General features: G+C 71.3%; 12 protein-coding genes. 6 read left to right on the top strand and 6 right to left on the bottom strand.

The window, feature by feature from the left end; all coding sequences use genetic code 11:
• Positions 1 to 43: 43 nt before the first annotated feature.
• Positions 44 to 1,063 carry a substrate-binding domain-containing protein gene (locus KVT44_RS03965; protein ID WP_217566108.1) on the bottom strand — a complete coding sequence of 340 codons (1,020 nt, stop codon included), beginning with the start codon at positions 1,061 to 1,063 and terminating at the stop codon, positions 44 to 46.
• Positions 1,064 to 1,375: 312 nt separating this feature from the next.
• Here KVT44_RS03965 and KVT44_RS03960 point away from each other — a divergent pair, with 312 nt between their 5' ends.
• Positions 1,376 to 1,840, top strand: coding sequence for a cupin domain-containing protein (locus tag KVT44_RS03960; protein WP_217566107.1), 465 nt, complete (start codon positions 1,376 to 1,378; stop codon positions 1,838 to 1,840).
• Positions 1,841 to 1,857: 17 nt separating this feature from the next.
• On the opposite strand, the gene KVT44_RS03955 is transcribed toward KVT44_RS03960, so the two are convergent.
• Both KVT44_RS03955 and KVT44_RS03950 read right to left on the bottom strand, forming a co-directional pair.
• A complete protein-coding gene (locus KVT44_RS03955; RefSeq protein WP_217566106.1) occupies positions 1,858 to 4,248 on the bottom strand; it encodes a SpoIIE family protein phosphatase in 2,391 nt (796 codons plus the stop codon).
• Between the two features lie 246 nt (positions 4,249 to 4,494).
• Positions 4,495 to 5,457: an AraC family transcriptional regulator gene (locus KVT44_RS03950; protein ID WP_229889400.1), complete on the bottom strand. Its 963-nt coding sequence runs from the start codon at positions 5,455 to 5,457 to the stop codon at positions 4,495 to 4,497.
• A 167-nt stretch (positions 5,458 to 5,624) separates the two neighbouring features.
• On the opposite strand from KVT44_RS03950, the gene KVT44_RS03945 reads away from it, so the two are divergent.
• The 5 genes from KVT44_RS03945 to KVT44_RS03925 are packed head-to-tail and all read left to right on the top strand — an operon-like array spanning position 5,625 to position 9,837.
• Complete coding sequence (locus KVT44_RS03945) at positions 5,625 to 7,106, top strand: ATP-binding protein (protein ID WP_254648924.1); 1,482 nt, start codon at positions 5,625 to 5,627, stop codon at positions 7,104 to 7,106.
• Positions 7,103 to 7,516 carry a roadblock/LC7 domain-containing protein gene (locus KVT44_RS03940; RefSeq protein WP_067375890.1) on the top strand — a complete coding sequence of 138 codons (414 nt, stop codon included), beginning with the start codon at positions 7,103 to 7,105 and terminating at the stop codon, positions 7,514 to 7,516. The genes KVT44_RS03945 and KVT44_RS03940 overlap by 4 nt, the downstream gene beginning before the upstream one ends.
• Positions 7,513 to 7,872, top strand: a complete 360-nt coding sequence (locus KVT44_RS03935; protein ID WP_054236780.1) for a DUF742 domain-containing protein — start codon at positions 7,513 to 7,515, stop codon at positions 7,870 to 7,872. Before KVT44_RS03940 ends, KVT44_RS03935 begins: the two co-directional genes overlap by 4 nt.
• Positions 7,850 to 8,455: an ATP/GTP-binding protein gene (locus KVT44_RS03930; protein ID WP_067375886.1), complete on the top strand. Its 606-nt coding sequence runs from the start codon at positions 7,850 to 7,852 to the stop codon at positions 8,453 to 8,455. The genes KVT44_RS03935 and KVT44_RS03930 overlap by 23 nt, the downstream gene beginning before the upstream one ends.
• Before the next feature lie 35 nt (positions 8,456 to 8,490).
• Positions 8,491 to 9,837: a cytochrome P450 gene (locus KVT44_RS03925; RefSeq protein WP_308313915.1), complete on the top strand. Its 1,347-nt coding sequence runs from the start codon at positions 8,491 to 8,493 to the stop codon at positions 9,835 to 9,837.
• 10 nt (positions 9,838 to 9,847) lie between these two features.
• On the opposite strand, the gene KVT44_RS03920 is transcribed toward KVT44_RS03925, so the two are convergent.
• The 3 genes from KVT44_RS03920 to KVT44_RS03910 form a co-directional block, all read right to left on the bottom strand.
• A complete protein-coding gene (locus KVT44_RS03920) occupies positions 9,848 to 11,110 on the bottom strand; it encodes a cytochrome P450 (protein ID WP_217566105.1) in 1,263 nt (420 codons plus the stop codon).
• A 227-nt stretch (positions 11,111 to 11,337) separates the two neighbouring features.
• On the bottom strand, positions 11,338 to 11,757 hold the full coding sequence (locus KVT44_RS03915; RefSeq protein WP_060896901.1) for a DUF6114 domain-containing protein: 420 nt from the start codon (positions 11,755 to 11,757) through the stop codon (positions 11,338 to 11,340).
• On the bottom strand, positions 11,757 to 12,413 hold the full coding sequence (locus tag KVT44_RS03910) for a DUF6230 family protein (RefSeq protein WP_054236784.1): 657 nt from the start codon (positions 12,411 to 12,413) through the stop codon (positions 11,757 to 11,759). Before KVT44_RS03910 ends, KVT44_RS03915 begins: the two co-directional genes overlap by 1 nt.
• Positions 12,414 to 12,928: the final 515 nt, after the last annotated feature.

The raw sequence follows: 12,928 nt of genomic DNA, 5'->3' as shown, positions 1-12,928 counted from the left end.
GGGGACGGAAAACCTTGGTGACGCCTGTGTAGGTGGCAGCGGTTCAGCGGGTTCCGTTCGCCGCGAACTGCGCGACCGAGGACACGTTCTCCTTGGTGACGAACGCGGGTCCGGTGAGCACGGGAGCGGTTCCGCCGCCGCTGAAGTTGCCGTTGGAGTGGTAGAGCCAGAGCGAGTCCACGGCCAGGTAGCCCTGGAGATAGGGCTGTTGATCCACCGCGAACTGTACGTCCCCGCTCTGTACGGACTTCACCAGAGCGCTGTTGAGGTCGAAGGTGGCGACCTGGGCCTTGCTGCCCGCCGCCTTCACCGACTTCACCGCGGCGAGGGCGAACTGCGCGCCCAGCATGACGACTTCGTCGACACTCGGGTCCTGGCGCAGTTTGGCCGTGACGGCGGCGCCCACCGCGTCCATGTCGGTGCCGTTCACATAGAGCAGGTCGGTCTCGCCGCCGAAGGTCTTCTTCACCCCGGCGCAGCGGGCCTCCAGGGCGATGTTGCCCTGTTCGTGGATGACACAGAGGGCGTGCTTGGCCTTGAGCTCGTCCAGTTTGTCGCCGGTGGCCCGGCCCGCGACGCTCTCGTCCTGGCCGAAGTACTCCAGCAGGCCCTCGGACTTCCAGGCGTCGATCCCGGAGTTGAGACCGACCACGGGTATCCCCGCCGCCTTGGCCGCGCTGACCGCGCTCTGCATCGCCTCCGGCTTGGCCAGCGTCAGCGCGATGCCGTCGACCCGGTCGCGGATCGCGTCCCGCACCAGGCTGGCCTGGGCGGCTGCCTCGGAGTCGCTCGCGTACGTCAGGTCGATGTTGTCCTTGGTGGCCGCCGCCTGTGCGCCCTTGCGCACCAGCTCCCAGAACGCGTCTCCGCGGGCGCCGTGGGTGATCAGGGCGATCTTGATCCGGCCGGTGCCCGCCTTGCCCGCCGAGGCGTCGCTCGTGTCGTTCGAGCCGCCGGAGCCGGAGCAGCCGGCGGCGAGCAGACAGCCCGCGGCGATGACGGCGACGAGGGCGGCGCGGGGCGGGGTTCCGGTGAAGTGGTGAGGTGTGGGGGACATGTTCATGAGTGCGGCACCTCGCTGTGCGGCCCAGCGGCGGGTCGGGGAGAGTGAGATCGGTGCGATGTCGGGATGTTGTGCACCGACTGTCGTACTTTCGTTGGGCCGGAGCCAATCGTGTGTCACACTCGGCCGTCAAGTGAGCGGGCATATGCCGGAGATGGCCGGCGCGGGGGCGTCGTCGCCGCATCGTCACTAGTTGGACGCGTGATGAGTGAGTTGGGTGGTATCGCACCTTCCGCACGGGGCACGAATGTTCAATGATGGTGCGCGGGCCCGCCGTTGGTGGGCTGTTGCGTTCACACGGGGGAGGACGAGATGACGCGTGAGGTTTCCGCTGTCCGTGCCGTGCTGCGTACGGGAGTGACGGGCGCCGCGGTCGTCGGCCTGTCGGCCATGTCGCTGGTCGCCGGGACCGCGTACGCGACTCCGGCCGGCCCCGGCGTCACCGCGACGGTGCTTTACCAGGCCACCGTGGGGAACACGGACTACACGCTCCGGGAGATCACCATCCCGCCCGGCCAGAGCACCGGCTGGCACTACCACGACGGTCCCCTGTACGGCCTCGTGAAGAAGGGCACCCTGAGCCACTTCGACGCCACCTGCGCGCAGGACGGCACCTACCCGGTCGGCCGTACGATCACCGAGCCCCCGGGGCCCGCCCATGTGCACATCGGCCGCAACGAGGGCTCGGTCCCCGTCGTCCTGGACGTGCTGTACGTCCTGCCCCACGGCTCGCCGTTCTCGGAGGACGCGCCCAACCCCGGCTGCGACTTCCAGTAACGTCCGCGAGGCCGCGATCACTCGAACGGCAGCGCCTGTTCGGCCCAGATCGTCTTTCCGGTGCCGGTGGTGCGGGTGCCCCAGCGGTCGGTGAGCTGGGCGACGAGGAGCAGTCCGCGGCCGCCCTCGTCGAAGGTGCGGGCCCGGCGCAGATGGGGCGAGGTGCTGCTGGCGTCGGAGACCTCGCAGATGAGGGTGCGGTCGCGGATGAGCCGGAGCTGGATGGGCGCGCCGCCGTAGCGGATGGCGTTGGTGACCAGTTCGCTGACGACGAGTTCGGTGACGAACGCGACCTCGTCGAGCCCCCAGCGAGCCAGCTGATCGGTCGCGTACTGCCGGGCGGTGGCGACCTCCGCCGGATCGGCGGGCAGGTCCCACACCGCAACCTCGTCGCTGTCCAGGGTGCGGGTGCGGGCGAGCAGCAGGGCCACGTCGTCCTTGGGGTGCTTCGGCAGCAGCACCTGGAGCACGTTGTCGCAGGCCTCGTCCAGATTTCGGGCGGGGACCGTCAGCGCGTCGCACAGCACAGCCGTGCCCGCGTCCGCGTCGAGGTGGCGGGCCTCGAAGAGACCGTCGGTGTAGAGGGCGAGGACGGTGCCTTCCGGCAGGTGCAACTCGGTGGCCTCGAAGGGGAGTCCGCCCACGCCGAGCATCGGTCCCGCGCTCACCTCGACGACCTTCACGGTGCCGTCCGGGAACAGCACGGCGGGCGGCGGGTGCCCGGCCGTGGCGACGGCGCAGTGCCCGGAGACCGGGTCGTACACCGCGTACAGACAGGTGGCGCCGATCTCCGCGCCCGTCGGGCTCTCGTCGGCCGCCAGATGTCCGACCAGGTCGTCGAGGTGGGTGAGCAGCTCATCCGGGGGCAGATCGACGTCGGCCAGCGTCCATACCGCCGTACGGAGCCGGCCCATCGTGACGGAGGCGTGGATGCCGTGCCCGACGACATCGCCGACGACGAGCGCCACCCGGGTCCCGGACAGCGGGATCACGTCGAACCAGTCGCCGCCGACGCCCGCCCGCGACAGCGCCGGAAGGTAGCGGGAGGCGAACTCGACCGCCGCCTGTCCCGCCATCGCCTGGGGCAGCAGACTGCGCTGGAGGGCCACGGCGGTCGTGCGCTCCTTGGCGTACCGGCGGGCGTTGTCCACGCAGACGGCCGTGCGGCTGGCCAGCTCCTGGGCCAGCGACACGTCGTCCTGGTCGAAGGGGTCCGGACTCTCGGCGGTGAGCAGCCGCACGAAGACCGCCACCCCCAGCGTCGTACCGCGCGCCACCAGCGGTACCGCCATCAGTGAGAAGTCCCGGCGGTCCGCCTGGTGCGGCCTGCCGGCCTGGGCGCCGCGCCGGCTGAGCCATCCGTCGACGTCCGGGTCGCCGGTCCTGGTGAGCACCGCGTGCCCGGTGACCAGGGCGCGGACCGGTGGGGAGGAGGACGGGTAGACGTCCGCCGCGCCCAGGTCGATCGCCGCTTCCTGCACCCCGGCGGTACGGGAGTGGTGCGCGACCCGGCGCAGCTCCACATCGGCTTCCACCGGGCCGCCGGTGGGCTCCTCGCCCTCGACCACCGAGTCCAGCAGGTCCACGCTCACGAAGTCGGCCAGCTCGGGCACCGCCAGCTGGGCCAGCTCACGGGCGGTGTGGATCACGTCCAGCGTCGTACCGATGGCGGCGGCGGACTTGCTCAGCAGGGCGAGCCGCTGCCGGGCCCGGTACTGCTCGGTGCTGTCGTAACCGGCCAGCGAGACGCCGAGCAACTGTCCGGAGGGGGCCCGCAGCGGCCACATCTCGATGTTCCAGGCGTGCATACGCAGTCCGGAGGGGGCCCGGGTCCAGCTCTCGTAGTGGACGGGGCGGCCGGTCTCGACCACCTGGCGCAGATGGTTGAAGAAGCCGCGGCTGTGCTCCGCGTTCTCGACGGTGTCCGGAAAGTAGCGGTACAGGACCTCGGCCTCCTGGACGCCCATGATCCGGCAGGCGGTGTCGTTCATCCGCAGATAGCGCTGTTCGGTGTCGAAGACCGACATCGACACCGACGCCTGCTTGAACGCCAGCTCTCCCAGGTCGCGGCCCCGCCCGTCCGGCGCCGCGGTGATCACGTATCCGGCCGGCGCCCCCTCCAGGCCCTGGAGCGGGTACGCCCGCAGGGCCAGCTCCGTCCGCCGCCCGTCCTCACGCCGTACGGCCACCACACCGTGGCCGCCGTTCGCCCGCAGCGCCCGCCAGGCCTCGCCCGGGTCCCCGTCCAGCAGGTCCGACACCGGTCGGCCGGTGACCTCCGCCGCGACGTACCCGGTCAGCAGCTGCGCGCCCTCGCTCCAGCCGGTCACGACTCCGTGCGCGTCGACCACCACCATGGCGTCACCGGCCGTGGTTGCCCGCCCAGCATCGCCCGGGATTTTCACCATATGTACAAGGATGATGTGATCCGGCAGTCACATCAACCCGGGAGTGGGCCGGAATCCGGTCCGGGAAGGGTCGCTCAGCAGCCGCAGGGGGTCCCCCGGCGCCACGGCCTCCTGCCCGTCCACTGCCCGTCGGCGACCTCGGCGACCACGGTGATGTCCGGGCGGGGGGTGGGCGGCGCTCGGCCCCGGTGAGGCGGGCCTCCTGCTTTCAGGGGCGCGGCCCCGGGTGCCGGCCGAACCACGGCGTTACGGCCGCCGCCCCCCGGACCGCATCTCCCGAGGACTCACCCCGTACCGCTGCCGAAACGCCGTACTCAGCGCGCTCGCCGAGGAGAACCCCGAGGCGAAGGCCAGATCGGTGATGGTCAGGTGCTCGCAGTCGCCGCACTGGAGGCGCTCACGAACCAGCCGCAGCCGCTCCTCGCGGATGAGGTCGCGCGGAGTGGTGCCGGCGCGCTGCAGCGCCAGCTGGATCTGACGCAGGGACCAGCCGAGCGCGTGCGCCATGGACGTACCGGTGAGACCCGGGTCGGCGGCGTGTTCACGGACGTAGCGGCGGACCATCGTCTCCACGTCGGTGAGTTGGCCCGCCCCGTCGGGGCGGTCGTCGCCGAGGGTGAGCATGCACAGCAGCTCGACGACGCGGTCGGAGACGGCGTTGAAGTGCGCGTCGGTGAGGTGGTCCCGCTCCGCGTGCAGGTCGCCGATCATGGAGCTCACCACCCGGCCGAGCCCCCTGCTCAGATCGAGCCCGGTGGCCAGCGGCGACTTGCGGTTCAGTGGGCCGTCCATCTCGCGCGCGGGGATGGTGAGGACGAACGCGTGCGTCGAGGCGTCCTGGAGGCACTCGAAGGGCGCCCCGAAGCTGACGAGGGTGCCGGTGCCCGGTGTCAGCCGGGCCTCCTGGCCGTCCTGCCGCAGCACGATCTCCCCGCTGAGCGGCAGCAGTAATCGGTAGTCCTCGTCGGGGTCCTGGCGGACCTGGCGGGCGGTCCTGCTGTACGCGACCTCGTCCGACCAGAACTTGACGAGCTGATAGCGCTCGGTGCGCTGGCGGACCGTCGCGCCACGGAAGTCGTCGGTGCGCGCGTACCGGTAGCCCATGGTGGACTGGCAGGACCCGACGTACTCGCTCCAGAAGTCGGCCCGCTCGCGCGGATCCACCTCCGCGGTCGTCCGTGTTTCCACGATGTAGCTCTCCGCGGGCAACGACACCCTCAACTCCAGTGCAGCGAGCCATAGTTACTCCACGTCAGCCTAGTGCATACAGTCCGTGCGTCCCACGGCAACTTCCTTGCGCGCGGGGGCAAGCGCTTGTACCGACGGGCGGCTAGGGTCGTGCGACCCGTCAACTTGCATATGCCATTGAGGACTTCATGACCGAACGGATACCGGAGGCGGCGTTCTGGTGCCTGGCCGTCGGGCTGCTCGCCGTCATCGTGCTGCTGGTGCGCCAGCGCGGGATCACGAGACGGCAGCGCGGCCGGAGCGCCGAGCTCGCGGACGCGCTGCGGGCCCGGGACGAGGAGCTGCGCCATCTGGTCGCGGTCCGCCTGCCCGCGCTCGAAAGCGCCCCGCACCAGCCCGCCTCCGCGACGGGGCACCACCTCTCCATGACGGGTCACCCTCTCTCCGCGCCAGGTCAGCCCCTCCCCGCGGCCGGCGCGTCCCTGCCCGCACCGGCCCTCCCCGCCGTGGGCCTCCTCGACGCGCGGCTGGCCGACACCGACTTCGCGAAGTGTCTCGACGGTCTCCTGGAGCGGTTCTCCGACGCCGTGCGGCACGCACAGGCCCGCGCCGACCAGTCCGCGAAGGCCGCCCTCAAGGCGTCGATGCGCTCGATCCAGGCCCTCGCCAACGAGCAGCAGGTGTCCATCTCGGAGATGCAGGACCGCCACGACCACCCCGACGTGCTGCGCGACCTGCTCGAGATCGACCACACCAACGCCCAGTTCGGCCGTCGCGCGCAGGCCATCGCCGTACTGTGCGGCTCCTGGCCCGGACGCCAACGAGCCACCTCACCGCTCATCGAGGTGGTCCGCGGCGCGACCTCCCGCATCCGCGACTACCGGCGCATCCGCATCAACGGACAGGCCGACGTCGCCGTCGAGAGCCGGGCCGTCGAACCGGTCGTCCTCGCCGTCGCCGAACTCCTGGACAACGCCGCGCGCCACTCGCAGCCCAACACCACGGTCGAGGTCAGCGTCCAGGCGGTGCACAACGGCGCCGTCGTGGTCATCGACGACGCGGGCGTCGGCATGGACAGCCGCGGGTCCGAGCACGCCGCCGCGCTGCTGACCGGCCGCCGCGCGGTGGACGTCACGCGCCTCGACGACCCGCCCCAGTTCGGCTTCGCCGTCACCGGAGTCCTCGCCACCCGCTACGGGTTCAGCGTCTCCGTGGACACCCGCTCCCCGTACGGCGGCGTGCGCGCCGTGGTCTTCGTACCGGCCGCGCTGCTCACCCACGCCGACCCGGTCCAGGAACCCCCGCCGCCGAGGGAACCGGCGCGCACGCCCCGGCGTACGGCCCGGACGAGCGGGCCCGCGGAGGCGACGACCGCCGGCGGACTGCCCAAGCGGCGCCGCCGCGCACCCGTGCCCCCGCCCGCCGCCGAACAGCCCGCGGCGGTATCGGGCGAACCAGCCGCACCGGGCGAACCAGCCACACCGGCCGCACCGGCCGAGGAGAGCGTGGGCCGCTCCGCGGAGGAGACCGCCCGGCGCATGGGCGCGTTCGCGCGCGGCACCCGCTCCGCGCGGGCCGAGCAGGACACCGCACCCTCCTCACGTACCGCGGCCGGAACCCCCCACGACATCGAAGCCCCCCACGAATCCGAAGGGAACACACAGGGATGATCGCGCCCATGACCAACGAGCTGGGGTGGATGCTCGACGAGGTCCTGAAGGTGCCGGAGGCGCGACACGCCATCCTGCTGTCCGCCGACGGCATGCTCCGGGCCCACTCCGCGGACATCGGCCGCGACGACGCCGAGCGGCTGGCCGCGGGCCTGTCCGGGGTCCAGTCGATCAGCCGCAGCACCGCCGAGTTCTGCGGCAGCGCGACCGCGCCGTGGCGGCAGACCCTGATCGAGTTCGCGCACGGGTACGTCTTCCTCGTCGCCGCCGGGCAGGGCGCCCACCTCGCGGTGTCCACCGGCGAGAACGTGGACATGGAGGCGGTCACCTACCGCATGCACAAGTTGGTCGACCGGCTCGGCAAGGAGCTGACCAGCCCGGCCCGGCAGGACACCGGCAGCCCGGCATGACGCCCGGGCGCCGGCCGGGCGGGAGGCTGGTGCGGTCGTACGTCGTCACGGACGGCCGCGCCCACCCCTCCCGCAACACCCTCGACCTCGTCACCCTGCTGATCGCCGCCGACGACCTGCCGCTGACGGGGCTGAACCCGGAGAAGCGCCGGCTGATGGAGCTGTGCCGGCCCGGAGCGCTGTCGGTCGCCGAGGTGGCCGGTCATCTGGAACTCCCGGTCAGCGTCACCAAAGTACTGATCGCCGACCTGATGGACAGCGGTCACCTCGTCACCCGGGCGCCGGTACCGGCCGCCCGTCTCTCCGACGCCCGCATCCTCCAGGAGGTACTGGATGGGCTCCGCGCCCGCCTCTGACGACGTCCACCTCGGCCCGGGTGTGCGAACCGCGGTCAAACTCCTGATCGTGGGCCACTTCGCGGTCGGCAAGACCACGTTCGTCGGCGCGCTCTCCGAGATCCGGCCGCTGCGCACCGAGGAGGTGATGACCGAGGCGGGCGCACGCGTCGACGACCTCGCCGGTTCGAGGGAGAAGACGACCACCACCGTCGCCCTCGACTTCGGCCGCCTCACCCTCAGCGACGCCCTGGTGCTCTACCTCTTCGGCACGCCCGGACAGCACCGCTTCACCGAACTCTGGAAGGACATGACCAGCGGAGCGCTCGGCGCGCTGGTGCTGGCCGACACCCGGCGGCTGTCCGAGTCCTTCGACGTCATGGGCGTACTGGAGGAGCTGGGCCTGCCGTACGCCGTCGCCCTCAACGACTTCGACGACGCCTCCGCGGCGCACGACCTGGACGAGGTGCGCGAGGCCCTCGACCTGCTGCCCTCGACCCCGCTCGTGCGCTGCGACGCCCGCGACCGGGTCTCGTCCACCGAGGCGCTGATCGCCCTCGTCGAGTACCTGATGACCCGCAGCGGCGAACTGGAGCCCGTGTGACCTCCGAACCACCACCGCCCGTACCGCCACCGTCCGTGTCACCACCGTCCGGGCCACCGCCCGGCTGCCCGGCGCACGAGCCCCTGTACGGGCCCGGGTTCGCGGCCGACCCCGCCGCCGTCTACCGGCGGCTGCGCACGGCGGGACCGACCGCACCCGTCGAGCTCGCACCCGGCGTCAGAGCCACCCTCGTCACCTCCTACGACGCCGCCCTGCACGTCCTGCGCAGTCCGGAGACCTTCTCCAAGGACCCCCGCCGCTGGCGCGACCTCGCCGACGGGACCGTCCCGCCGGACAGCCCGGTCGTGCCGATGATGATGTACCGGCCCAACGCGCTGTTCACCGACGGCGAGCAGCACGAGAGGCTGCGCGGCGCGATCACCGACAGCCTCGCGCTCGTCGATCCGAACACCCTGCGCGGCTATGTGGAGCGCAGCGCCGACACCCTCATCGACCGCTTCGCGCCGCTCGGCACCGCGGATCTGCTCGGCGAGTACGCGCAGGTCCTGCCGCTGCTGGTCTTCAACCACCTCTTCGGCTGCCCGGCCGAGTACGGGGTCCGGCTGGTCGAGGGCATGTCCGGGATCTTCGACGGGGTGGACGCGGAGAAGGCCGACGAACTGCTGACCAGCACCCTGCTCGACCTCGTCGCGCTGAAGCGGGGCAAACCCGGTCAGGACATGACGTCCTGGCTGATGGCACATCCCGCGGACCTCACCGACGAGGAGATGATCCACACCCTCGTGGTGCTGATGGGCGCCGGCACCGAGCCCCAGCAGAACCTGATCGCGAACAGCCTGCGGCTCCTGCTGTCCGACGAACGGTTCGCGGGCGATCTGTCCGGCGGCAGCCTCCCGGTGGAGGACGCCCTCGACGAGGTGCTGTGGACCGATCCGCCGATCGCCAACTACGCCGTGCACTATCCGCTGCACGACGTCGTGTACGAGGGAGCGGTGCTGCGCGCGGGCGATCCGCTGGTCGTCAGTCTCGCCGCGGCCAACACCGATCCCGCCTTGACGGCCGATCAGCGGGCGGGCAACCGGGCCCACTTGGCGTGGAGCGCGGGACCCCACAACTGCCCGGCGCAGAGCCCGGCCCGGCTGATCGCGACGGCCGCGGTGGAGAAGCTCCTCGACCGCCTCCCCGATGTCGAACTGGGTTTGCCGGTGGGGGAGTTGTCCTGGCGGCCCGGCCCGTTCCACCGCGCGCTGGCGGCGCTGCCCGTCCGTTTCCCGCCCACCACGACGGTCCAACGGCCCGAAGGCGAGCGGCAGTCGTACGCGAGCCCCCTCCCGGCTCTCGTGACCGAGCCCCCCGCCCCGGAGCCCGACCGCCCGCGAAGCGGCTGGACCCGACTCCTGTCCTGGTGGCGCGGCGAGTGAGCGCCCGCTTCTAGAGAATCCGGGCGGGCAGGGTGCGGTGGCCGTTGGAGATGAAGGAGTCCACCGGCTCCAGATCCGATGCCGGTGCGGCGAGTCGGAGGTCGGGGAAACGGTCGAAGAGGGCGGGGAGGGCGATGCGGGCCTCCAGGCGGCCCAGCGGGGCGCCGAGGCAGCGGTGGACACCGTGTCCGAAGGCGAGGTGCTCCTTGTCCGCCCGAGTCACGTCGAAGAGGTCGGCGTCCTTGCCGTGGCGCTCGGGATCGCGTCCGGCGGCGGCGTACGCGGCGAGGATCGCCTCGCCCCGGCCGATCACCGTGCCGTCCGGACCGCCCAGTTCGGCGAGGTCGAGGTCCTCCACGGCGTAGCGCAGCGGCAGGCTCGCGACGGGCGCCTCGACCCGCAGGGTCTCCTCGATCAGGTCGTCCCAGGTGGCGCGTCCGGCGCGGAGGTGTGCGAGCTGCTCGGGGTGGGTGAGCAGGGCGTGCACGGCGTTGTCGATGAGGTTGACCGTGGTCTCGTGACCGGCGCTGACCATCAGGACCAGCGTGTCGAGCAGCTCCTGCTCGCTCAGCCGGCCGTCGCCCTCGTCGCGGGACGCGATGAGGCCGGAGGTCAGGTCGTCGCCGGGCGACTCCCGCTTCTCGGCGACCAGTTCACCCAGTACGGCGTACAGCCTGGCGTAGTTGCCCGTCACCTCCTCGGGCTGCGCGGAGGTGTGGAAGATGCTGTCCACCAGGTCCCTGAGGTCCGCCCGCTTGTCCTCGGGCAGTCCGAAGAGTTCGCTGATCACCTGGATGGGGATCGGATAGCAGAACTCCTCGCGCAGGTCGACGACTTCGCCGTGCTCGCCGGCCTTGGCGATGCGGTCGAGGAGGCCGGAGGTTATCTCCTCGATCCGGGGTTGCAGCGCGGCCGTGCGGCGGGCCGTGAACGCCGTGGAGACGAGGGTCCGCAGCCGCCTGTGGTCGCCGCCGTACGCGGTGAACATGTTCTGCACCGCGACCCAGGTGAACAGCGGCCACTCGGGGGAGATCTCCCCGTTGATCCAGGCGGGCCAGTGCCGGCGCGGGTCCTTGGACACCCGTGGGTCCAGGAGCAGCCGTTTGAGCAGCTCGGGGCTGCTGACCGCCCAGGCCTCGACGCCACCGGGCAGGGCGACACGGGTCGCCGGCCCGCGCGCGCGGATGCGGGCCGCTTCCGCGTGGATGTCACGGCCCGTCGCGTCCACCACCAAGGGGCTCGGGCTGCCCGTCAAGGGACTCGGGGTTCCCATCGGAAGCCTCCCTGGCGCTCGGACGTCGGTACGGCGCGTCACGCTACGCGAGGGTGGCGTTCCCCGACGCGGCCGTCGGGCGTCCACTGCGTGCGAGGGCAAATTCCCTGCGCGTACCAGCAAGTCGGAGGACAGTCCGTCTCCTGGAGTCGTACCGTCACAGCTCCCGCCCCGGCCGCCCATTGCCCTGAGCTCGGCCGGGGCGGGCCCCTTCCGTTTCGCCTTCCCTACGCCTCGGTCGCCATCTGCTGCCGGCGGCGCCTGCGCAGCAGACGCCGCTTGCGCGGCTCCTGGTGGGGAAGCCAGCCGAAGGCCAGGCAGCTGCCGGTCGCTCCGAGGAGGAGGCCGATGAAGAAGCCGCCGAGGTTGGAGGTGAGCCAGGTGCCGAGGGAGAGGAGGATGCCGAGCAGGGAGTAGAAGAGGCGCTGCGTCGGGTTGAAGAGGATCAGCAGACCGCACAGGATCATGACCGTCGGCAGCAGATAGCCCGCCATGCCCTGCATCCCGATGTGCATGACGACCTTCAGGGACGCCTTCTCGGTGAGGAGGATCTCCGCCCCGCCCAGGGTGAGCAGCAGCCCGCCCCAGAAGGGGCGGTCCGCACGCCACCGCCGGAAGCCGGACCGCAGATCCCGGACGGCCGGCATCAGCAGCCCGAGTCGCTGAAGCGGAGCTTGAGACCGGGGAGCTTGAACACCGCCGCCGTGGTGGCGTAGTTGGTCTGCCGCAGGTTCCCGATGTGGACGGTGTCGGCCTGCTGGCTGAAGACGCCCTTGTTCCCCTGGACCCCGGCCTTGTCGAGCGTGCTCGCGTCGTTGCCGATCTCGATGTTGTTGAAGGCCGCGTCGCCCGACAGCTCGGTCGAGTCGGTCGTCAGATTGGTCGCCTGCACCTTGTCCGTGCCGCCGCCCGCGGTGATGACCAGGTTCGTGCCGCCCAGGTCGACGCTCTGGCACAGCTTGGTGAGTGTCGCGTTCTTGATCGCGGAGGTGATGACGAGGACCTGGCCGCCGGTGTCGCCGGCGTTCGGGCTGCCGTCGGCCATGTTGTCGAGGTTCCCGAACTGCTCGAAGCCGGTGCCGTTGAGTTCGGTGGCCGTGACGGTGAACGGCATGCCGGAGATGGCGAACTGCACCCCCAGAGCGCCCTGGGCGGTGAGGATCATCAGTCCCGCGGCGACCGCGGTGGCAGGCACCGCCATCACCGCGGCGCGGCGCAGGCGGACCCGCCCGCGTCTGCCGGAACCGCTTTCGTTCTCGGGGGTCGAATCGGTGGACGCCGTGGCGTCCGAGGACGAGGCCATGTTCTGCTCCCTGGACATAGTCATGCAGGTGGGGCTTCAACGGGCACGTTGTCCTGGCGCGGACAGCGGCTGCCGCGCACGCCTCCTCACAACTCCCGGCGGTCGTAAGGGCTTTCTCGTTACGCAGCAGTAGCCGACGTGGAAGTTACCGGGGGTTACATTCGTGGGTCAAGAGACTTGTGGCAAAGGGATGTTGATTGTGTGCCAACTGTGGAGGCCCGGCCGCGCCGACCTCGCACTCGGTCCCGCGACGAGCTCGTGGCCGGTCGGCCACGGCCTCGTTCTTGGGGCCGCGTTGACCTTCAACTTCCCTACTGCGCCTTGACGTTGACCATTCATCAGGTCTAGAACTCTGCATGGTTTCCCTTGGATCCGTGGCGCCGGATCCGATGCGCGGCACGTACGCCACCTCCTGGACCCCCCGCTCCTCGCGGGGTGGCCGTGGCATGTCTGAACGTGCGGTGCGCTCCAACGCCGAAACCACCTCCCCCCGCGGCACCGGCACGGCACTTTCC

Source organism: Streptomyces sp. GbtcB7 (genome assembly GCF_019091445.1).
In the GTDB taxonomy this organism is placed as follows: Bacteria; Actinomycetota; Actinomycetes; order Streptomycetales; family Streptomycetaceae; genus Streptomyces; species Streptomyces mirabilis.
This window is presented reverse-complemented; position numbering and strand designations above follow the sequence as displayed.

Excerpts from the sequence above, each read along its gene's own strand:
- KVT44_RS03965 (WP_217566108.1), bottom strand. The coding sequence starts at position 1,063 with ATGAACATGTCCCCCACACCTCACCACTTCACCGGAACCCCGCCCCGC.
- KVT44_RS03960 (WP_217566107.1), top strand. The coding sequence starts at position 1,376 with ATGACGCGTGAGGTTTCCGCTGTCCGTGCCGTGCTGCGTACGGGAGTG.
- KVT44_RS03955 (WP_217566106.1), bottom strand. The coding sequence starts at position 4,248 with ATGGTGAAAATCCCGGGCGATGCTGGGCGGGCAACCACGGCCGGTGAC.
- KVT44_RS03945 (WP_254648924.1), top strand. The coding sequence starts at position 5,625 with ATGACCGAACGGATACCGGAGGCGGCGTTCTGGTGCCTGGCCGTCGGG.
- KVT44_RS03940 (WP_067375890.1), top strand. The coding sequence starts at position 7,103 with ATGATCGCGCCCATGACCAACGAGCTGGGGTGGATGCTCGACGAGGTC.
- KVT44_RS03935 (WP_054236780.1), top strand. The coding sequence starts at position 7,513 with ATGACGCCCGGGCGCCGGCCGGGCGGGAGGCTGGTGCGGTCGTACGTC.
- KVT44_RS03930 (WP_067375886.1), top strand. The coding sequence starts at position 7,850 with ATGGGCTCCGCGCCCGCCTCTGACGACGTCCACCTCGGCCCGGGTGTG.
- KVT44_RS03920 (WP_217566105.1), bottom strand. The coding sequence starts at position 11,110 with ATGGGAACCCCGAGTCCCTTGACGGGCAGCCCGAGCCCCTTGGTGGTG.
- KVT44_RS03915 (WP_060896901.1), bottom strand. The coding sequence starts at position 11,757 with ATGCCGGCCGTCCGGGATCTGCGGTCCGGCTTCCGGCGGTGGCGTGCG.
- KVT44_RS03910 (WP_054236784.1), bottom strand. The coding sequence starts at position 12,413 with ATGGCCTCGTCCTCGGACGCCACGGCGTCCACCGATTCGACCCCCGAG.